Raw genomic sequence first — 19,259 nt, forward strand, 5'->3', positions numbered from 1 at the left:
ACACGTCATGGGCACGGTGTTCTCCTTCGACGTCCGCGACCCCGCCACCCCCGCCCTGGAGGCCGCCCTCGGCGACGCCGTCGCCTGGCTGCACGACGTCGACCGGGTCTTCTCCCCCTACCGCCCCGACAGCGCCGTCAGCCGCCTCGCCCGCGGCACCGTGCGCCCCGACGACTGCTCCGCGGAGGTGCGCGAGGTCCTCGACCTGTGCGAAGTCGCCCGGCACGCCACCGACGGCTGGTTCAGCCCGGTCGCCGGCGGCGTCCTCGACCCGTCGGGCCTGGTGAAGGGATGGGCGGTGGAGCGGGCCGCGCAGCGTCTGCGGGCCGCGGGTGCCCGCCATGTTTGCGTCAACGGAGGCGGTGACCTGCGGTTCAGCGGCGGGACGGCCCCCGGCGTCCCCTGGCGCATCGGCATCGCCCATCCGCTGCGCCCGGACACCCTGTGCGCCGTCGTCACCGGCCACGACCTGGCCGTCGCCACCTCCGGCACCGCCGAACGCGGCGCGCACATCCTCGACCCGCACACCGGCGCCCCGGCCCACGGCCCGGCCGCCGTGACCGTCATCGGCCGCTCGCTGACCATGACCGACGCCTACGCCACGGCGGCCTTCGCGAGGGGTGCGAAGGCCGCCGACTGGCTGGAGTCCCTGCCCGGTCACGAGGCGTTGGCGGTCACCGCGGACGGCGGGTGCTGGCACACCGCGGGTTTCCCCGACTGCGGCACACCGCTCATCGCCGGCACCTGACCGCGCCGCCGGCCCCTCACCTCAGCGGCACCGCCAGCTCGGCGGGGCCGCCCGCCGGCGAGCCGAACGAGACGCTGCTGCCGCGCGGGGTGCTCCCGCCGTACAGCGGGTCGGCGGTGTCCAGGACCAGGGCGAGCCGGTGCCCGGCCGGCAGGTCGTACGCGGTCGGGAAGAGCGTGACGTCGAGCGGGAAGGCGCGCCCCGGCTTCTGACCGGACCAGCTCTGCGGGGCGTGCGAGATCAGCTTGCCGACGCCCAGGGCGTTCACGTCGTAGAGGTAGGCGAAGGCGGTGCCCTGCGGTGCGGACGCGGTGACGGCCGTGTGCAGCCGCGCGGCGCCGCGGAGGTGCTGGTCCGTCGCGTACGGCGCGCTCTGCCACACCGCGGCGGCGCTGCGCGGCAGCAGCGGGACGACGACGGTGGGCGGCAGGCCGACGATCTGGTCGAGGGCGCCGGACAGCTCGGCGATGCCGCCGTCGGCACCCGAGTCCTTGCCGCCGGTCACCTGCCGCCACCAGCCGTCGCCGGCCGGGGCTCCGAGGGTCCCGGTGCCGTGGGAGTCGGGGCGGCCCAGTCGCAGCCGTTCGGTCCGGGAACTGACGGCCTGCCAGTCCCGGTAGCTCTCGTGCCCGCCGCCGGGCCGGACCTCCAACTCCACCCCCTGGCGCGCCTTCTCGGCGCCGCCCGAGCCCTTGAGGTAGCGGTCGAGCCACTGCCGCGCGCTCGACCAGGTGGCGTTGGGCAGGCCGAGCAGGCTGGTCAGCTCCTGGGTGGCGTGGTCGCCGGGCCGCAGTTCGAGCCGCTTGGGCACGGTCAGCCGCTGGTAGAAGGAGGTCATCTGGCCCGGGTTGAAGATGCTGTCGCCCCAGGCGTTGGCGAGGAAGACTGCGGTGCCGTGGGCGTTGATGCGGTCCACGTAGGTGGCCGGGGACCGGGTGTCGGCCCACTGGACGACGCGGGGCAGGTCGCGGTCGGCGAAGAGGTCCGCCAGGGTCCGCGCGAACTCGGGGCTGCGGCGGCCGGTCGGCGTCTGGACGGCGGCCAGCAGCCCGGCGGCCTGGAGGTGCCGGGTCTGCCCGCTGTAGAGCGCGTCGGTCAGGTCGGCCCAGCCGCTGAGCGAGGCGACCGCCTTGACCCGCGGGTCGAAGGCGGCGCCCATCAGCGTCAGGCCGCCGCCCAGGGAGAGCCCCACCATGCCGATCCGGCTCCGGTCGGCCGGCGTGTGGGCCAGGGCCCAGTCGATGACCGCGGAGATGTCGGCCACGTCCTTGGGCCCGGCGACGTCGATCTTCCCGCCGGATGCCCAGAAGCCGCGCACCGTGTACGTCACCGCGATATAGCCGTCGGCGGCCAGTTGTCGGCCCTGGGCCACGTATTCCAGGTCGTTCTGCCCCCAGCTGGCCGGCTGGACGACCAGGGGGTAGTGGCCGTTGCGGTCGGCGCCGGGAGTGCCGGGCGCGGGCGTGAACACATCGGCCTTGAGGACCGTGCCGTCCTTCATGGTGATGTCGGCCAGGTGGAAGGCCGGGGCGGCCGACGCCACGGAGGCGGGGGCCGAGGGCCGGCCCGGCGCGGCGGCCACCGCGGGGCCGCCGGGCACGGCCACGGCCAGGGCTGCGGCAACTACCGCGGCGCAGAGGGACGTTGTCGTCCTGCGTCGTCGGCCGAGGGGGTTGCCAGCGGTACGGCGGGGTCGCGCCATCACTTCTCCAGGTTTCAGACCGCGGCGCCACGGTGGCGCCCGTCCGGTGCGGTGATCGGGAGCGTAGGACGGCGCGGCCACCCCGGACGAGATCATGATCAGCCAAATTACCGGCCGGTAACTCACCGCACGAAAGAGCTACTTGACGGCACCCGAGGGGCGAAATGCGAGAGATGGGACAAATGGTTTAGGGTGCACGGATGATCTTTATCGTTGTGAAGTTTCCCGTGAAGCCCGAACACGTCGAGGAGTGGCCCGAGAAGGTCGGCGCGTTCACCCGCGCCACCCGCGAGGAGCCGGGCAACCTCTGGTTCGAGTGGTCCCGCAGCCTTGAGGACCCGAACACCTACGTCCTGGTCGAGGCGTTCCAGGACGACGCGGGCGAGGCCCATGTGAACTCCGACCACTTCCGGGCCGGCCTGGAGGCGATGCGTCCCCTGCTGCGCCGCACGCCCGACATCGTGAGCCACGTGATTCCGGGCGCGGACGGCTGGAGCGCGATGGGCGAGCTCGCCATCGACTGACACCCGCGCCACACGGCACAGCGGCGGGTCGCCCCGGGCGGCACGCCGCTTCGTCATGAGCGGCCGCGTGCACAGTCGGCACCGCACGCCGACGGGGCTCACTCCCGTCCGGCGGGCGTGCGGGTCACCGCGCGGCCGGCGGCGGTGGCCGCGTGGGCGAAGCGGGTGGCGTCGAGGACGGCGGCCCCGCCGGGGTCGTTGTTGAAGTACGCGTAGACGTCGGCCCGGTCGGGCCAGGCGTCGGCGATCCGCCGGACCCAGGCGTCCAGCGCCTGCCGCCCGTAGCGCGGCCAGGGGGCGGCGCGGCCTTCGTGGAAGCGCAGGTACCCCCAGTCCGCGGTGCGCCACAGGGGTGTCACGGGCCGGGAGCCGCGGTCCGCCCAGCACAGGGCGGCGCCGCGGCGTTCCAGCACGGTGCGGATCGCGTCGGTCCACCACGAGTCGTGGCGGGGTTCGACGGCCACCCGGGTACCGGTGGGGAAGCAGTCCAGGCAGTCGGCCAGCAGTCCGGCGTCCGCGGGCAGGGTGGGCGGCAGTTGCAGCAGGACGGGGCCGAGCCGGGGGCGGAGGTGGGCGGCCCGTGCCATCAGGCGGCGGACCGGCTCCTGGGGGTCGCGGAGCCGTTTGATGTGGGTGAGGTAGCGGCTGGCCTTGACGGCCATGACGAAGTCGTCCGGCGTGCGGTCCCGCCAGTCGGCGAAGATCCTGGCCTCGGGCAACCGGTAGAAGGCGGCGTTGCTCTCGACGGTGGCGAAGTGCCGGGCGTACTCCTCCAGCCACCGGCGCTGCGGCAGGTCGGGCGGGTAGAGAGCGCCGCGCCAGTCGCGGTACTGCCAGCCGGAGGTTCCGAGGTGGATGGTCATGCGGGGAGGCATCCCCGGTTCGCCGCGACGCGTACCGGCCGTCGCGCCCCCCGGGGACGCCAGGGACGCCGTCAGACGAAGCGACCGCATGCGTTTTCCGCCGATGGGGCCGCGGATGCTGCGCGCGGCGGGGAACCCGCCCACCCACCATGGGGAATATTCACAATAAAAGGTGCATCTTGACAGTCGTCGGGGCACGTTCTATGCAGATGATGTAGCCGGCTTGGTCGCCATATCAGCAGGTGAGAGGCGTTGCGAGGAATGCGGCCGGGGCCGTCCCGGCCGGGGCGGGCCCACCGCCGCGTCGTCGCCCCGGATCGGGCCGCGAGACGAGGAGAAGACCATGGCACGAGCAGTCGGTATCGACCTCGGGACGACGAATTCGGTGGTCAGCGTGCTGGAGGGCGGCGAGCCCACGGTCATCGCCAATGCCGAAGGGGCCCGGACCACCCCCTCGGTGGTCGCCTTCGCCAAGGGCGGGGACGTCCTGGTCGGCGAGATCGCCAAGCGCCAGGCGGTGACCAACGTGGACCGCACATGTCGCTCGGTCAAGCGCCACATGGGAGACGCCTCATGGCGCTTCCCCGAGAGCGGCGACATCGACGGCAAGCACTACACCGCCCAGGAGATCTCCGCACGGGTGCTGCAGAAGCTGAAACGGGACGCCGAGAACTACCTGGGCGAGGACGTCGCCGACGCGGTGGTCACCGTCCCCGCGTACTTCAACGACGCGCAGCGCACCGCGACCAAGGAGGCCGGGGAGATCGCCGGGCTGAAGGTCCTGCGGATCGTCAACGAGCCCACCGCCGCCGCCCTGGCCTACGGCCTGGACAAGGAGAACGACCAGACCATCCTGGTCTTCGACCTCGGTGGCGGCACGTTCGACGTGTCGCTGTTGGAGATCGGCGACGGCGTGGTCGAGGTGAAGGCCACCAACGGCGACACCCACCTGGGCGGCGACGACTGGGACCAGCGGATCGTCGATCACCTGACCAAGCAGTTCAAGAACGCGTACGGCATCGACCTGTCCCAGGACAAGATGGCCACCCAGCGGCTGCGCGAGGCCGCGGAGAAGGCGAAGATCGAGCTGTCGTCGGCCACCGAGACCACGGTCAACCTGCCCTATCTGAGCGCCTCGCCCGAGGGGCCGCTGCACCTGGACGAGAAGCTCACCCGCGCCCAGTTCGAGCAGTTGACCGCGGACCTGCTGGAGCGCTGCAAGGCACCGTTCCACAACGCCGTCGACGACACGGGGATCAAGGTCGCCGATATCAACCACGTGATCCTGGTGGGCGGTTCGACCCGGATGCCCGCGGTGACGGAACTGGTCAAGCAGCTGACCGGCAAGGACCCGCACAAGGGCGTCAACCCGGACGAGGTGGTCGCCATCGGCGCCGCCCTCCAGGCCGGTGTCCTCAAGGGCGAGGTCAAGGACATCCTGCTGTTGGACGTCACCCCGCTGTCCCTCGGTATCGAGACCAAGGGCGGCATCATGACCAAGCTGATCGAGCGCAACACCACGATCCCGACCAAGCGCTCGGAGACCTTCACCACGGCCGAGGACAACCAGCCGTCCGTGCAGATCCAGGTCTTCCAGGGCGAACGGGAGATCGCGGCGTACAACAAGAAGCTCGGGATGTTCCAGCTGACCGGTCTGCCGCCGGCCCCGCGCGGCGTCCCGCAGATCGAGGTCGCCTTCGACATCGACGCCAACGGCATCATGCACGTGACCGCCAAGGACCTCGGTACGGGCAAGGAGCAGAAGATGACCGTCACCGGCGGCTCCTCGCTGCCGAAGGACGACATCGACCGGATGGTCCGCGACGCCGAGCAGTACGCCGAGGAGGACCGTCGCAAGCGGGAGGCCGCCGAGACCCGCAACCAGGGCGAGCAGCTGGTCTACCAGACCGAGAAGTTCCTCAAGGACAACGAGGACAAGGTGCCCGGCGACGTCAGGACCGAGGTCGAGACCGCCGTCGGCGAGCTGAAGGAGAAGCTCAAGGGCGACAACACCGCCGAGATCCGCACCGCGTCGGAGAAGGTCGCGACCGTCTCCCAGAAGCTCGGCCAGGCCATGTACGCCGACGCCCAGGCCGCCCAGAGCGCGAGCGCGGACGGCACCGGGACGCACGGCGGCGGGCAGACCAAGGCCGAGGACGAGGTCGTCGACGCGGAGATCGTGGACGACGAGAAGCGGGAAGGAGGCGGACGATGAACCGTCCGACCGATGTCGGTCGCCTCCCCCGGCCGCCGCTCGCGCTGGTCGGGCGCACCGGGCCGGAGCGCGGCCCGGCCCCGCCGCCCCGGCCTGAGTCGGACCCGGTGCGGCCGGACCGGGGCACCGCCGGTGCGGTGACGCCCCCGACCCGACGCGGCACCACACCGCCCGGCGCCGCCCGACCGGAGGCCGGCGGGTCCGACCTCGAACGGCTGGCGGGTGAACTGCGGGAGCGCACGGCCGATCTGCAGCGGCTCAAGGCCGAGTTCGACAACTACCGGCGCCGGGTGCACCGCGACCGGCTGGCGGTCGGCCAGATCGCCGTGGGCAATGTGCTGGCCCGGTTGCTGCCGGTGCTCGACGCGATCGCCGAGGCCGCCGGCCAGGGCCAGCTGACCGACGGCTTCCGGCGCGTCGCCGACCTCCTGGAAACGGAGCTGGCGTCCCTGGGCCTGACGTCCTTCGGGACCGCCGGCGAGCCGTTCGACCCGACCGTCCACGAGGCGCTCGTCTACACCCCGCCCGAGCGGGCCGGGTCGACGGCCGGGTCGGCCGCCCGGACCGCGGCGGGCGAGCGGGCGGTCTGCGCCGATGTCCTCCGCCCGGGGTTCCGGGTGGGCGACCGGCTGCTGCGCCCCGCCCAGGTGGCCGTGGCCGGTGAGCAGCCGGGCGCGCGCGGGGCCCGACTACCGTAGTTGCGCGGCCGGTTGGGAAGGTTCGTCGGCTCGGGAGCCGCGGTCCGACGGCCGACGGCGGGCCGCCGCTCCGGCCACCAGCAGTGCCGCGACGGCCGCCAGGCACAGCCAGGCGAAGGTGTCGCCGATCCGGTCGTAGACCGTGGTGGTGCCGTGCATCGGGACGTACGCCACGGTGGCCTGCCGGTCGGTGGTGAAGTAGTCCGTGTCGGCCAGGACGTGGCCCTGGTTGTCGAAGGCGGCCGTAACGCCCTCGGCGTCCTGGCGGAACAGCGCGTAGCCGGCCTCGACGGCCCGGAGGGCGGCCTTGCGGGTGTGCGCGCGGCCGTACTCCCGCCAGTCGTGGGACGGGACGAGCATGATGTCGGCGGGGACCCGCATCATGCCGGGGAAGTCCGCGTCGTAGCAGATGACGTTGGCCAGCCGGCCGTACGGGGTGGCGGCCACGGGGACCCGGCCGTCGCCGGGGACGTAGGTCTCCGAGCCGGGGATGGGGTGGGCCTTCTGGTAGGTCCAGCGCACGGTACCGCGGGGGTCGATCAGCAGCGTTTCGTTGCGGCCGTAGGCCGGTGCCTGGGCGGTGTGGACGCCGATGCCGATCTCCAGGTAGATCCGGGAGCGGCGGGCCTCCTCCCGGGCCGCCGCGATGACCGCGGGCTCGTCGGCGGCCGGCGTCCGCACCCCGCGCTCGGGCCAGACCACGATCTTCGCGCCGGCCGCGGCCTCGCGCCGGGTGGCGGCCAGCAGGTTGTCGAGCACCGCCCGCATGGCTGGCCCAAGGCTCGCCGGCGGGTGGTTGACGAGCTCCGCGGGCCCGCCGGTGACCTGGGCGTACGCCGCCTTCTGGGCCCGGAGTACGGCGCTGTCTGCGGTGACCCCGGCGATCCGCACCGTCGGCCCGTCCGCCGGGAAGAAGGCGAGCCGGGCACCGCCGGCGAGGACGACGGCCAGCAGCACCGCGGCGCAGGTGGAGACGGCGCGGCGCGCGGCGCGCCAGGAAGCCCTCTCCCAGGCGAGGTTGGCGACCGCGGCGGACCAGGCGATCAGGAACCCTATGCCGTAGGAGCCCGTGACCGAGACCAGTTGGAGGAGCGGCAGCACACCGTACTGGGTGACCGCCAGCGAGCCGTAGGCGGTGCCGAACGGCGAGAGCAGGGTGATCAGGAACTCGGCGCCGGCCACCGCGGTGGGGAACACCAGCAGCGCCGCCCACGGCCGCAACCGGCCCACGAGCAGCCGGTCCAGGAGGAACGGCAGGGTCAGCAGCGCGGCGAGCGCGACCGCTCCCCCCAACGTGGCGGGGCTCAACATCGCCGACTCGGCGAGCCAGAAGACCGCCGCCGCGATGTTGGCCGCCCACAGCCACAGGGCGCCGGACCAGACGCGGCCGGTGCGGGCGAAGCGCAGCAGCAGGACGGGGAAGATCCAGGCCGCGGCGGCGATGTCCCAGCGGCCGCCGACGGCGAGGAGGTGTGCCGCGGTGCCCAGCACCAGCCAGGCCCAGCGGGCGCGGGCCGCCGGTGTACGGGGGCCGGGGCGGGCCGTCCGCCCGGCGGTGCTCGTCGTGTTCACGTGGTTCGTCGGTCCCTTCGAGGTGGCGCGGTGGCGCTTTCCGGTCGGGTTCCGACGCTACGAAGGGGGAGGTGGCCTGGGCGTCGTCCTGGGTGCCGATCCGTCGCGGGCCCGCGCAACCCTGGTTGCGTCGGCCGTCGTCCCCTTCCCTCCTCTGGCACGATGACCTCGGCCGATGCGAGTGGCTAGCCTTGCGCGCAGCTATGGACACACATCTCACTGCCGCCCCGCGCGGCGCCTGGCGCCGGCTCGCCGACCGGCGTCCCCGGCTCACCGATCTCACGCTCGGCGGCGGGCTCACCGCGTTCGACATGCTGACGCTGCTGGCGCGGGAGCCGGCGCCGGGGCCGGCCGGGGTGGTGCTGTGGGGGCTCCAGACGGTTCCGTTGCTGTGGCGCCGCCGCTGGCCGCGCGCCGTGCTGTGCGCCATGACCGCCGCGTTCGTCGCCTTCGAGGTGGCCGATCCGGTGCCGGGCAAGATCCCGGGCCCGTTCCTGCTGGTCTTCGGGGTGTACGCGGTGGCCCGCTACACGCCGGTGCCGGCAGGTCTGCCTTGGGTGGTGCTGTCGCTGCTCACGGCGGTGACGACGGACCTGCTCACCGGACGTACCGGGCCGCCGCAGCCCGGTTCGCTGGAGCCGATCACCGCCACCACCTTCGTCGTCTTCTACGGTGCCGGCTGGCTCGTGGGGTACGGGCGGCGGCGGATCGTGCGCCAGGCCGACCGGTTGGGCGACCTCAATCTGCGGCTCGGCGCGGCCAACGGCCAGTTGCAGGACGTCAATGCCCGGCTGCGCGAGGCCAACGAACGGCTGCGCGCCGAGCGGGAGATCAACGCCCGCCAGGCGGTCGTCGCCGAGCGGGCCCGGATCGCCCGCGACCTCCACGACGTGGTCGCCCACCACGTGAGCGCCATCGCCCTCCAGGCGCGCGCCACCGAGGAGGTGGTCCAGGACGATCCGGCGGACGGCCGGCGGGGCGTGGCACGCATCGCGGCCACCGCCGACACCGCGCTCGTCGAGATGCGCCGCATCCTCGGCCTGCTGACGGCTGGCGAGGAGCGGGACGGGGACGCCGGCCCGGCCCCGGAACCGTCCCTCCGCCACCTCGACCGGCTCTTCGCCGCGGCCGAGGCGGCCGGCTGCCCGGTGGCCGCGACGCTGGACGAGGCCCTCGGCGAGCTGCCGCCCGCGCTCCAGATCTCGGCCTACCGCATCGTCCAGGAGGCGCTCACCAACGTCCTCAAGCACGCCGGCCCCACGGACGTACGGGTCGCGCTGTGTCAGGACGGGACGACGCTGACCGTCGCCGTCGAGAACGGCCCGCCCGCCGACGGGCACCGGCCGCCGCCTGGCTCCGGTCGGGGACTGCTCGGCGTCCGCGAGCGCGTCGCGGCGTTCGGTGGCACGGTGCGTATCGGGCCGCGCCCGCACGGCGGCTGGCAGTTGTCCGCCACCCTGCTCTTGGAGGCCCCGGCATGACCCTCCGTGTGCTCCTCGCCGACGACCAGGAGATGGTCCGGGACGCGCTGCGGGCCGTCATCGACCGCCGCCCGGACTTCGAGGTGGTCGGTACCGCCGCCGACGGCGCGGAGGCGGTCGCCCTGGCCGTCGCGCTGCGCCCGGACGTGGTGGTGATGGACGTCCGGATGCCCGGCATGAACGGCGTGGAGGCCACCCGCCGACTGCACGCCGACTGGCCGCACCCCGGACCGCCGCCCCGCGTCCTGGTCCTGACCACCTTCGACCTGGACGAGTACGTGCACGCCGCGCTGCGCGCCGGGGCCGGCGGATTCCTGCTCAAGAACAGCCCGCCGGACCAACTCGCCCACGCCCTACGGGTGGTGGCCGACGGGGAGGCGATGCTCGCCCCCAGCGTCACGCACCGCCTGATCAACACCTTCACCGCACTGCCCGCGGCCCTGCTGCCCGACGCCCCGCCTCCCCACGGGGGCGCCGCACGACTCCTGGACGCCCTCACCGCCCGCGAGCTGGAGGTGCTCGTCCTGGTCGCCCGGGGCCGTTCCAACCTCCAGATCGGCGAGGACCTCGGCCTGTCCCAGGCCACCGTGAAGAGCCGCGTCAACCGCATCCTCACCCGCCTCGGCCTGGACAACCGCGTCCAGGCCGCCCTCCTGGCCCACGAGGCAGGGCTCTTCCAGCCCGGCCCAGACGCGACCGGCGGCACCGCACTGTAGAGAATGCCTGCTCAACAAGTGCTTTCCAGCACTTTGGACCGCACCGGCGGGTAGATTCACGCGTGTGTCGATTCGCGCAGCTCCGCGCAGCAAAATTCCATGATCGACTCCCGTTCGTCTCCCACTCCCCCGGCAGCCGAGGACGCAGAAGGACCGGGGAGCCGTCTCCCGTATCAGCGATCGTCATCGAAGTTTGGCCGCCTCAAGCAAGCAGGCCGTACCGGCCGGTGACAGTGACGCCAAAGGGCTTCACACTTGGCGCCATCGACCATGCGCCCGCCGACACCGGCCGCCTCGTAACGCCTCCAGGCCCCGGAGGGGTCCAGCCAAGGTGAGCCCAAATGCCGCCGCCAGATGATCTTGGCTGGGCGTGACGCAGAGCCGTCATACCGGCGCATCATCCCGAGCTGCCAGATCCGCGAAGAACCCGAACAGCAGGCGTCCCGGCCCGCTGGGGTCGTACATCCCCTGGAGGGGACCGGCGAGCATCTCCAAGACCAGGCCGTGGGCGGTGAGGTGATCGGCCAGGGCTGTCAGCTCCGAGGCGTCGCGCCCCAGCCGCTTCATCTCGTTCACCGTGAAGATCACCCGGCAGTGCGGGGCGTGCGCCTTGATCTCCCTCGCAGCGGCGAGCGCGGCCTCGAACTGCGGGCGTACCCGGACCCGGGTGCTGATCTTCTCGGAGAAGATCTTGTCCCGTGGGATGCCGTGTCCGGCGAGCGCGTCGCAAGATCCGGTAAACCCGCGCCGAGCCTTTCGAGACGCCGGCTCACGGTCAGGCGCCGGGCCACCACGGTCACGTACGTCACCGGACCAGCGGTCAGAGACACGACACGGGCGCGCGGAAGCCGACGTGCGCCCTCGCGCACCCCTCCGGCTCTGTCGCGGCGCCTGCCGTCCACCGCGCTGCTCGCTGTAGCGTTCCTGGGCCCGGGCGGCCTGCAACGGGGCCAACTCGGCGCTTAGATCTACGAGTTCCGCGCTGCTCAGCCCGGTCGGGCGGGGGTCCGTCAGGCGGGCGAGAAGCTCGCGGCGCCGGTCGGCGACGCCGTGCGTCTCGCTGGCGGGCAGGGCCTGCGGCGCGGAGGACTCGGGCAGCAGGATGTAGTTCCACTGGCCGCAGGTCTCATGCCGAACCAGCGGCAGTGCGGTGAAGCGGTCCTTGCTGATCGCGATGCCGGTGGGATAGTCGCCGGGATCCAGGTGGGCCTCGACGCGCAGACCGGCCCGGGTACCGGTGGCGGTGATGTCTCGATGACGACGTCGTGGCTGGTCAGCGGTCTGCCGCGCCAGTTGTGGGTGAAGTGGGAGAACAGCCGGTGCTCGATTTTGTTCCAGTGTGTCCTGAATGCAGAGGGGAATTCGATGTAGGACGAGTTTCTTGCAGCAGTGCTGCGTGACCGATGAAGGATTGGCCCTTCGAAGTCGCCCTGCGGGGGGAGGCTTCAAACCGCCTCATGCCGCGTTAGCCGAAGACTGTCGTGGTGAGCGATGAGGAAAAGGCGTCCAAGAGGCGTCAGGTGGGGATCAGGGAGACGAACGCAAGTGAATCGTTGCTGACGTGTCGAAAAGATTCCGACGACATCAAAACCGGGAAGCTTGGAACCGTCCCGGGATAAGCCTGGCGGGAGCCCGCCGACTGGCCAGGCGGTGTCCGGCATGGAGACGACGTGAACCTGATCTGCCGCGGTCATGTGGAACAGGAGAAGGCGCGTACCGATACAGCCCGTCCTGGTAGGGGCGGGCGAGAGGGAGCACCCCGAGCGGTTGTGCCGCGAAGGGGCCGAGTACCGACGCGGGACGTGCCGGCGGACCGGCTCGTAGTAGTGGTGAAGCCCCTGTAACGGGGGTGGAGCGAAGGGGCCGGGTCGTCCGTGACTGTGTTGATCGCATCAACCGGACGGTGTCCGGGAGGAGTTCGGTGAGCCAGTTGAAGTCACAGGCCAAGCCGTTTGAGATTTCTAAGTGGGAAGTCAAAGAAGCATGGGAGGAAGTCAGGGCTAACAGGGGAGCACCGGGAGTGGACGGGCAGAGCATCGCCGAATTCGAGAAGGACCTGAAGAACAATCTCTACAGGGTCTGGAACCGGATGTCGTCGGGCTCCTACTTTCCTCCTCCGGTGCGTGCGGTGGCTATTCCTAAGCCACATGGCGGCGGTGAGAGAATCCTTGGTATTCCCGCCGTCGCTGATCGTGTGGCTCAGACCGTAGTGGCCCGGCATCTGGTGCGGAGGGTGGATCCTATTTTCCATCCGGACAGCTTCGGATACCGGCCCGGACGGTCCGCCTTGGATGCCGTGGAGAAGTGTCGGGAACGCAGCTGGAAACGGGACTGGGTTGTCGAGTTCGACATCTCCCAGTTCTTCGACAGTGTGCCCTGGGACCTCCTGGTCAAGGCGGTAGAAGCACACACCGAAGCCGTTTGGGTGAAGTTGTATGTGCGGAGGTGGCTTGCTGCCCCGCTCAAGATGCCCGACGGCACCCTGCTGGAACGGGAGTGCGGGACGCCACAAGGAGCCCCGGTTTCTCCCGTCTTGGCGAACCTGTTCCTGCACTACGCGTTCGACGTCTGGATGGCCCGGGAGTTCCCTGCTGTCTCGTTCGAACGCTATGCGGACGATGCGGTCGTGCACTGCGTCACTGAGCGCCAGGCCCGCCAGGTGCTGGCCGCGCTCTCGGACAGGATGGCCGAGGTCGGGCTGCGTCTGCACCCGGCCAAGACCCGGATCGTTTACTGCCAGGACGGATTGCGGCGCGGCTCGTACGAGCACACGTCTTTCACGTTCCTGGGGTTCACGTTCCAACAGCGCCAGATGCGGGACAAGAACGGCCGCATCAGATGGTCGTTCCGTCCCGCGGTCAGCAGGGACGCCCTCAAACGACTCGGCGAGGAGGTCCGCTCCTGGCGGCTTCACCGGCGGGTCAACCACACCGTGGAAGAACTCGCGCAGCGGATCAATCCGATCGTCGCGGGCTGGATGCAGTACTACGGCCGGTTCTACCGATCGGCCTTGTATCCACTTCTGATGCGCATCAACGCCTACCTGGTGCGCTGGCTCCGCAACAAGTACAGACGGTTTCGCGCGATGAGGAAGGCCATCGCGGCCTTCCAGAGGGCAGCCAAGCGCCGCCCGGGGATGTTCGCGCAGTGGAGATGGGTCAGTTCCCCCTCCTTGGCCTGGTGATCAGGATGACAAGAGCCGTATGACGAGAGATCGTCACGTACGGATCTGTGGGAGCCGGAGGGTGCGAATCCCTCCGGCTACCCGACTTTACTTGTGCCCGGACAATGCCGTTGCTTGAATCAGTGAACTATCGCGGGTTGCAACGTGATGACCTTGGCTGTGACCCGTCGTGTTGGCCGGCGGTCCCGGGTGTTGATGCGGTAGGAGAGCTTCGAGGAGTACTTCGAGTCCGGACGCTTCAGGTGCCTGTCCGCCTCGCGCAGGCGTCTGACGCCGTTGTCGAGTTTCCGATGCACTTTCGCCGCCAGCACAGACAGGAATTCCTTGATCTTCGTGGGCGTGTCTGTGCACTGGCGAACCACGCTGCGCCGCGCGTGCTTGAGGACCTTGACGAACGAGACCCGGTCCGGATTGATCCCGCTGTCGCCGGCCAGCCCCATGATGACCTGCGTGAGGCAGTGGTGAACGGCCAGGTGAGCCCAGACCTCCTGACGCACCAGATCCGGGTCGCCCGAACGCAGGACCTCAGCCGGCCCACGCTGGAACGTCTTGATCTGCCGGAACGCCGACTCCGCCTCCCACCTCGAGTGGTAAAGCCCCGCCAACTCCGCCGCTGGACAGGCAACCGGGTCCAGCAGGTCAGTCAACAGTCTGACCACCTCGCCGCCGTCGATGCGGTACTCGATCACCCGGACCAGCACCCCGCCGGGATGGGCGCCTTTCTGCCCGGCCAGGTTCATCCTCGCCAGGTAGGTGCCGTCGGGGAGATATTCGACCGGACGCGCCGCAACGCTCGACCGGGCCCGGATCAGCAGGTGCGCCCCAGCCTTGGTGTACGCCTTCCACAGCGCCACACCGGGAAAACACCGGTCCATGATGACCAGCATCCCGGTGGCCGAGTCGGCCATTTTGATCGCCAACTCCGGCTCGCCGCCGTTGAACCCGCCCACCGCCGCATCGATCTGCGCGTGCGTACCACATTCGGTCAGCGTCACCACCCGCGCCTGCGGGAACCCCGCTGCCTGGCCGTTCTTGACCGGACCGCCGAACGCGGCCCGGTTGACCTTCGTATCCGGCACATCCAGCACGAACCCGTCCACCGCAGCCAGGCGCATCCCATGGTAGAAGGCGCCCTCCAAGCCGACAGGGGCCAACGGGCCAGTCAGCTCGCGGAACACGGTTTCCAAGACCAGCGGGCCCAGGCGCCTGCGCGCCCGCGTGAACGAGGATTTGTTGGGAATACTCCCGCTCAACTCACCTATGTTGCCGACCAATTGTTCCGCCACGTCGTCGTAGGAGTCCTGTTGGAACAGAGCCAGGCCAAGCGTGAAGTAGACCATGAAGCCAGCCGGCAGGGCACCGGACTTCTTGTCGCGCACCCCGCACTTCTCCAGCACTTCGGCGACCAGCTCCGGAGTCACCCATCGGGTCACCACCCCCAGCCGCACCTGATCAGATAACCCCACCCACGGATGCACGCCGGGTCCAACGACCGCGATCCTCGGACGTCACCGCGAACTGCTTGCCACACTCAAGCAACGGCATTGTGTGCCCGGAGGAAAGTGACACACAGCGATACTCAGGCCCGTCTCGGCGGCCAGGGCGGCCAGTTCGCTCTTCCAGACCCGGTAGCGGTAGCCGTTGGAGCCGCCCGCGTCCGAGGCGATCAGCAGCCGTGACGCCTTCGGGTAGTCGAGGCTGCCGCGACAGCGCCACCAGCGGCGGATCGACTCGACCGCGAAGACCGAAGTGTCGTGATCGACCCCGACGTTGACCCAGCCAGTGTTGCGGGCGATGTCGCAGATCCCGTACGGGATCGCCTGCTGAACGTCCGGGCCGCTGAAGAAGAAGTGTTGATGTAGTGGAACTGGGCATCCCGGTCGGGATGCTGGGCACCCTCAAGGGTCTTGACGTTCGCCTGCAGACTGAAGCCCTCCTGCTTTACAGCCGGCCTACCGTCGGCGCGGACACCGGATGCTCCTGCCGGGTCAGCTCTTCAGCCAGGTTCCGCAGCGACTTCGTCGTCCACCGCAGCGGTGACTGCGGATCACCTCGCTCATCCGGCTCGACTATGCCCAACAAGGCTTTGAGCAGGACAGGATCGTTGGCTTCGGCCCGCTTGCGGCCCCCGCCTGGTGCACGCACCCGACCGTCCGGCAGCGGCCCGACCCCCGTTTCCAGCTCCGACACGCCAGACGCACGGTCGTCTCGCTGACCTGCGCGATCCGCGCCACCGCCCGTACGCCGCCGTGCCCGATCAGCCGGGCCTCGGTAGCCAAGGCCAGCCGCCGCTGCCGCTCGTTCAGATGCGGCAACAACACCGAGAATCTGCACTGAAGTTGGGAACAGATCTCCTCCGAAACCGCCATACCCTGACAACGAGCCCGTACCTGTAAAGCGGCACCTTGATTCCTTACGGCTTCGTGCGAACCCAGCACCGATGGTGACGGGTTTCGGGGAAGACCTTGCTCAGTGCCTTCCAGAAGCCCAGGGCGCCGTCGCCGACGGCCAGGACGGGGGCTCGCATCCCGCGCCGCTGGGTGTCCCGCAGAAGGACCAGCCCGAGGCACCCTTCGCGCTGCCGGATTACGGGATCAGCGACGGCGGGTGCGGGAGATGGGGTGCGGGGCTGCGTGGTAGCCCTGGAGGGACAGCGCGCTGATGTGCTTGGCGGCTTCGGTGGCATCGGTCGGGGCAGCGGGGAACTGGACACACGTGGTCTGCGGTGGCGTTCCGCTCTGTCCGAAGCGGCAGGCGACCGCGGTCAATTTGATGCTGATGTAGTCGGCGATCTGCGCACCGTACTGGATGGGGCTGCCGTTGATCGTGATGTCCCCAACGGTGAAGCCCTTGCTCTGGGGCACCTCGTAGACGAACCGTACGGGGTGGACGGCGTCGCCGCGTTGGCGGGTCCAGTAGCCCTTGGGGTCGGAGCCGTCGGGGGTGACCCAGCCGTCGGTCTTCAAGTCGTCGAAGTAGAGTCCGACCGGGTCGGCGAGGGAGATGTCGGCCTTCTGGCGGGCGAGGGCGTTGACGGCTCCGCCGATGTGTGGATCACTGTTGCGTTCCGGTTCACCGTACTGACTGCATTGGACGAGGTCCGGCTCGGTGGTCAGCTCGGAGCCGTTGATAACGCGAACGATGGTGGCCGCAGCGGCCAGCTCGATCTCGGCGCCGAGGGTGTTGTTGACCTGGACGAGATGCATGGCCCCGTGGGTGGTGGAGTCGTTCCACCGGTTACGCGGCTGGTAGGTGCCAGTGGCCCCGAAGAGGTCGCCGTGCTTGACGTCGGGACTGATGTGGGTCTGGTAGAGCTGGAGGACCTTGGCAGGGTCGGACTGCGCGAGCAGGTTCCAGTACTCGGGGCCTTCGCAGGTGAACATGACCTTGGTGATTTTCCCCGAGGTGGGGTCGCGGGTGATGCTCCACTCGCAGTACTCGTCCTGGACGTCCCGGCTGGCGTCGGCGCGCTGCCAGCGCTGGGCGTCACTGAGGGAGCTGACCTTGATCCGGCGGGGGAAGGCAGTCCAGGTGACAGTGGCCTGTTGGGCGTCGGCGGCGGTGCCCGTCTTGGTGAGGTCGTAGAACTGGCTGCGGGGGCTGTCGTTGAGGACCTTGCTGGAATCGGGGCCTTTGACCGCCTGCTCGACGCTATCGCTGATGAAATTGTTCCAGACCTTCCGCCCGGTGTCGTCGAGATCGTCGAGGTTCCCGGGCGGGCTATAAGAGTCGATCGTGCTCATGGTGGGCTCCTTCGCTCAAGTGTGACGTGACCGAGAACGGGGTGGGCCCCGGGAGGCATTGCTATGGCCTGGGTTCGACCGTGCCGTCCTCGCGCATCCGAAGACGGGGCGCGTCCCCGGGGATGTTGGTAGTCGGCAGGGTGAGCTCGAACTCGTTGAGCCGCATCGCCTTGAAGTCACGGCGACGGGACTCGGCCAACCGGACATAGTCGTCGAACGCGGCGGACGCGCCGATCAGCTTCGTGACATGGGCCAGGTAGTCGTCGATGCGCTGGGCGAACGCCTTGGGCCAGTCGGCAGCGGGCAGCGCCCAGTCGGCGGTGAACCGCCGCTCGGGGCTGTCGGGCTGCAGGGTAGCGGCGGCTCGTGAGATCGCCTGGACGATCTGACCCTCCAGGTCTGCGACGGCGGTCGCCACGGTGGGCACGTATGTCATCAGTCGTGCGCGCTCCGGGCTGAACACCGGGTTGGTGAAATCGAGCATGAGCGCGCAGGCGGCGAACTTGGCAGTAATGAGCTTCTTGCGCACCATCTGAAGCACGACGTCGTAGTCCTCGTAGGCGGCTTCCGGTACGACGAAAGCGAAAAAGGTGTCACCGGGCTGGGAGAACCCACTGGTCTTCTCCTCCAGGCGGAAGCCGAAGGTGGTCAAGCTGGCGACGTAGTGGGCCGCGGGCGCCATGGGCAGGGCTGAGCTCACCGGCAGGGCGAGCTCGTCGGTGAGGAGGGCGTCGGTGTTCAGCCAGAATCCCGCTGGCAGCGCCAGGTCGCCGCTGGACGGTGTGACGACCGCACTGGGCGTCGCCGAACTGGCCAGGTTGACCGTGGTCGTGGTGAACAGATGGCGCATCAAGTGGTCGGGGTGCGCCACGCGCCCGTCGGCCGTGACGGCGGCCAGGCGCGCCGCCGTCCAACGGCTGACCAGCGAACGGACCGTGAGTTCGAGGTTTTGGCCGCCGACGACCTGCTGGTACAGCGGGTTGCTCCGTAGCGGGTCGTCCGGGGCGAGCTGAATCGTTGCGGACTGGGACTGCCAGTTGATCCACGGCTGCTTCAGTTCCTTCATCACGACGCTGCCGTTGACGTGGCTGTCGAAGCATCCGTGTCCACGCGAATCGGAGGTCAGAGACAACCACGAATTGCCCGCCCAGACCCAGACGGGCGTGCGCCGCATGTAGTAGTTGAAAACGCCGGCAGCCTGGTCCCAGGCGGCGACCTGGAGGAACGTCGTGGCGGGGTCGCCCGTGGCACCCGTGCTGATCAGCAGGTCCGCCTCGCGGCCGGCGATAGCGCGAGCGATGGCGAACCTTGGGTCGCGCGGCAAATCGGCCCCGGGTAGGATCTGCCCGGCCTCGCTGGTCAGGTAGATCTGCTGGTTGGCTGTGGTTTCCGGCTGGGGCAGGCCGGCAAGGAGATCCTGGACCGTCATCGGGAACCGGCCCTGCCGGAAGAAGACCGTCGCCATCGGGTCTCCCAGCTGCTGTACCTCCTGCGGGTCCAGCGAGCGCGCCTGTTGGTCGACACCGGCGACATAGCGGTACAGCTTCCCCGCCTCCAGCGCGCCGGATGCGGCATCCTCGGTCACCTCAGCTCCGGTGGGTTCCGTGATGCCGTCGCCGACGCGGCCTTGTTGCAGCCAGGCCGTCGCCCGTCGGCGTTCTTGGAAGCTATGCACCGATTCCACCTTTCGCCACCGAACGATCCCAGCAGGCAGTAGACCGTGCCGAGGATCTCGCCGTCCGCGCGCACGTGACGGCCGCCAGAGTCGTCCGGCGGGTACACGACGACGCGCACGGCCATGACCCCACCGTGC

At 70.0% G+C, this 19,259-nt stretch carries 14 protein-coding genes and 3 pseudogenes; 7 read left to right on the top strand and 10 right to left on the bottom strand.

Annotation, left to right across the window (positions count from 1 at the left end; genetic code table 11):
- Nucleotides 1-7: 7 nt before the first annotated feature.
- The gene (locus MOV08_RS04005; protein ID WP_275311691.1) at nucleotides 8-748 is read left to right on the top strand and encodes an FAD:protein FMN transferase; all 741 of its coding nucleotides are present in this window, start codon (nucleotides 8-10) and stop codon (nucleotides 746-748) included.
- A 16-nt stretch (nucleotides 749-764) separates the two neighbouring features.
- On the opposite strand, the gene MOV08_RS04010 is transcribed toward MOV08_RS04005, so the two are convergent.
- On the bottom strand, nucleotides 765-2,450 hold the full coding sequence (locus MOV08_RS04010; RefSeq protein ID WP_275306281.1) for a CocE/NonD family hydrolase: 1,686 nt from the start codon (nucleotides 2,448-2,450) through the stop codon (nucleotides 765-767).
- A 200-nt stretch (nucleotides 2,451-2,650) separates the two neighbouring features.
- On the opposite strand from MOV08_RS04010, the gene MOV08_RS04015 reads away from it, so the two are divergent.
- On the top strand, nucleotides 2,651-2,974 hold the full coding sequence (locus MOV08_RS04015; RefSeq protein WP_039629524.1) for a putative quinol monooxygenase: 324 nt from the start codon (nucleotides 2,651-2,653) through the stop codon (nucleotides 2,972-2,974).
- Between the two features lie 98 nt (nucleotides 2,975-3,072).
- Here MOV08_RS04015 and MOV08_RS04020 read toward each other — a convergent pair whose 3' ends face one another.
- Complete coding sequence (locus MOV08_RS04020; RefSeq protein WP_275306282.1) at nucleotides 3,073-3,837, bottom strand: DUF72 domain-containing protein; 765 nt, start codon at nucleotides 3,835-3,837, stop codon at nucleotides 3,073-3,075.
- Nucleotides 3,838-4,180: 343 nt separating this feature from the next.
- Between MOV08_RS04020 and dnaK the strand changes: the two genes are divergently transcribed.
- Together dnaK and grpE are read left to right on the top strand one after the other, a co-directional pair.
- On the top strand, nucleotides 4,181-6,052 hold the full coding sequence (gene dnaK, locus MOV08_RS04025; RefSeq protein ID WP_275306283.1) for a molecular chaperone DnaK: 1,872 nt from the start codon (nucleotides 4,181-4,183) through the stop codon (nucleotides 6,050-6,052).
- Complete coding sequence (gene grpE / locus MOV08_RS04030) at nucleotides 6,049-6,750, top strand: nucleotide exchange factor GrpE (protein ID WP_275306285.1); 702 nt, start codon at nucleotides 6,049-6,051, stop codon at nucleotides 6,748-6,750. The genes dnaK and grpE overlap by 4 nt, the downstream gene beginning before the upstream one ends.
- Here the strand turns inward: grpE and MOV08_RS04035 are convergent.
- Complete coding sequence (locus tag MOV08_RS04035; protein ID WP_275306286.1) at nucleotides 6,742-8,322, bottom strand: nitrilase-related carbon-nitrogen hydrolase; 1,581 nt, start codon at nucleotides 8,320-8,322, stop codon at nucleotides 6,742-6,744. The two genes, grpE and MOV08_RS04035, sit on opposite strands and share 9 nt — an antisense overlap.
- A gap of 203 nt (nucleotides 8,323-8,525) precedes the next feature.
- On the opposite strand from MOV08_RS04035, the gene MOV08_RS04040 reads away from it, so the two are divergent.
- Entirely contained in the window at nucleotides 8,526-9,803 is a 1,278-nt protein-coding gene (locus MOV08_RS04040) for a sensor histidine kinase (protein ID WP_275306288.1), read from the top strand.
- Nucleotides 9,800-10,519 (top strand): response regulator transcription factor, encoded by a 720-nt coding sequence (locus MOV08_RS04045; RefSeq protein ID WP_275306290.1) that lies wholly within the window; start codon nucleotides 9,800-9,802, stop codon nucleotides 10,517-10,519. Before MOV08_RS04040 ends, MOV08_RS04045 begins: the two co-directional genes overlap by 4 nt.
- A 384-nt stretch (nucleotides 10,520-10,903) precedes the next feature.
- Here the strand turns inward: MOV08_RS04045 and MOV08_RS44040 are convergent, their stop codons facing one another.
- Together MOV08_RS44040 and MOV08_RS44045 are read right to left on the bottom strand one after the other, a co-directional pair.
- Entirely contained in the window at nucleotides 10,904-11,224 is a 321-nt protein-coding gene (locus MOV08_RS44040; protein WP_420834277.1) for a recombinase family protein, read from the bottom strand.
- 189 nt (nucleotides 11,225-11,413) lie between these two features.
- A pseudogene (locus MOV08_RS44045) lies at nucleotides 11,414-11,856 on the bottom strand (ISAzo13-like element transposase-related protein); the annotation flags it as partial.
- Between the two features lie 584 nt (nucleotides 11,857-12,440).
- Here MOV08_RS44045 and ltrA point away from each other — a divergent pair.
- A complete protein-coding gene (ltrA, locus tag MOV08_RS04065; RefSeq protein WP_275306292.1) occupies nucleotides 12,441-13,703 on the top strand; it encodes a group II intron reverse transcriptase/maturase in 1,263 nt (420 codons plus the stop codon).
- A gap of 119 nt (nucleotides 13,704-13,822) precedes the next feature.
- Here the strand turns inward: ltrA and MOV08_RS04070 are convergent, their stop codons facing one another.
- The 5 genes and pseudogenes from MOV08_RS04070 to MOV08_RS04090 all read right to left on the bottom strand — a co-directional run bounded on the left by MOV08_RS04070 (nucleotide 13,823) and on the right by MOV08_RS04090 (nucleotide 19,130).
- Complete coding sequence (locus tag MOV08_RS04070) at nucleotides 13,823-15,181, bottom strand: IS4 family transposase (RefSeq protein ID WP_338057133.1); 1,359 nt, start codon at nucleotides 15,179-15,181, stop codon at nucleotides 13,823-13,825.
- Nucleotides 15,182-15,250: 69 nt separating this feature from the next.
- Nucleotides 15,251-16,072: pseudogene (locus tag MOV08_RS04075) on the bottom strand (ISAzo13-like element transposase-related protein); the annotation flags it as partial.
- A 62-nt stretch (nucleotides 16,073-16,134) separates the two neighbouring features.
- Nucleotides 16,135-16,257: pseudogene (locus MOV08_RS04080) on the bottom strand (transposase); the annotation flags it as partial.
- Between the two features lie 40 nt (nucleotides 16,258-16,297).
- Nucleotides 16,298-17,446 carry a hypothetical protein gene (locus MOV08_RS04085; RefSeq protein WP_275306293.1) on the bottom strand — a complete coding sequence of 383 codons (1,149 nt, stop codon included), beginning with the start codon at nucleotides 17,444-17,446 and terminating at the stop codon, nucleotides 16,298-16,300.
- Between the two features lie 61 nt (nucleotides 17,447-17,507).
- Entirely contained in the window at nucleotides 17,508-19,130 is a 1,623-nt protein-coding gene (locus MOV08_RS04090) for a hypothetical protein (protein WP_275306295.1), read from the bottom strand.
- Between the last annotated feature and the right edge of the window lie 129 nt (nucleotides 19,131-19,259).

Origin of the sequence: Streptomyces yunnanensis (assembly GCF_029011865.1) — a bacterium.
GTDB lineage: Bacteria > Actinomycetota > Actinomycetes > Streptomycetales > Streptomycetaceae > Streptomyces > Streptomyces yunnanensis.

Excerpts from the sequence above, each read along its gene's own strand:
- MOV08_RS04005 (WP_275311691.1), top strand. The coding sequence starts at position 8 with ATGGGCACGGTGTTCTCCTTCGACGTCCGCGACCCCGCCACCCCCGCC.
- MOV08_RS04010 (WP_275306281.1), bottom strand. The coding sequence starts at position 2,450 with ATGGCGCGACCCCGCCGTACCGCTGGCAACCCCCTCGGCCGACGACGC.
- MOV08_RS04015 (WP_039629524.1), top strand. The coding sequence starts at position 2,651 with ATGATCTTTATCGTTGTGAAGTTTCCCGTGAAGCCCGAACACGTCGAG.
- MOV08_RS04020 (WP_275306282.1), bottom strand. The coding sequence starts at position 3,837 with ATGACCATCCACCTCGGAACCTCCGGCTGGCAGTACCGCGACTGGCGC.
- dnaK (WP_275306283.1), top strand. The coding sequence starts at position 4,181 with ATGGCACGAGCAGTCGGTATCGACCTCGGGACGACGAATTCGGTGGTC.
- grpE (WP_275306285.1), top strand. The coding sequence starts at position 6,049 with ATGAACCGTCCGACCGATGTCGGTCGCCTCCCCCGGCCGCCGCTCGCG.
- MOV08_RS04040 (WP_275306288.1), top strand. The coding sequence starts at position 8,526 with ATGGACACACATCTCACTGCCGCCCCGCGCGGCGCCTGGCGCCGGCTC.
- MOV08_RS04045 (WP_275306290.1), top strand. The coding sequence starts at position 9,800 with ATGACCCTCCGTGTGCTCCTCGCCGACGACCAGGAGATGGTCCGGGAC.
- MOV08_RS04085 (WP_275306293.1), bottom strand. The coding sequence starts at position 17,446 with ATGAGCACGATCGACTCTTATAGCCCGCCCGGGAACCTCGACGATCTC.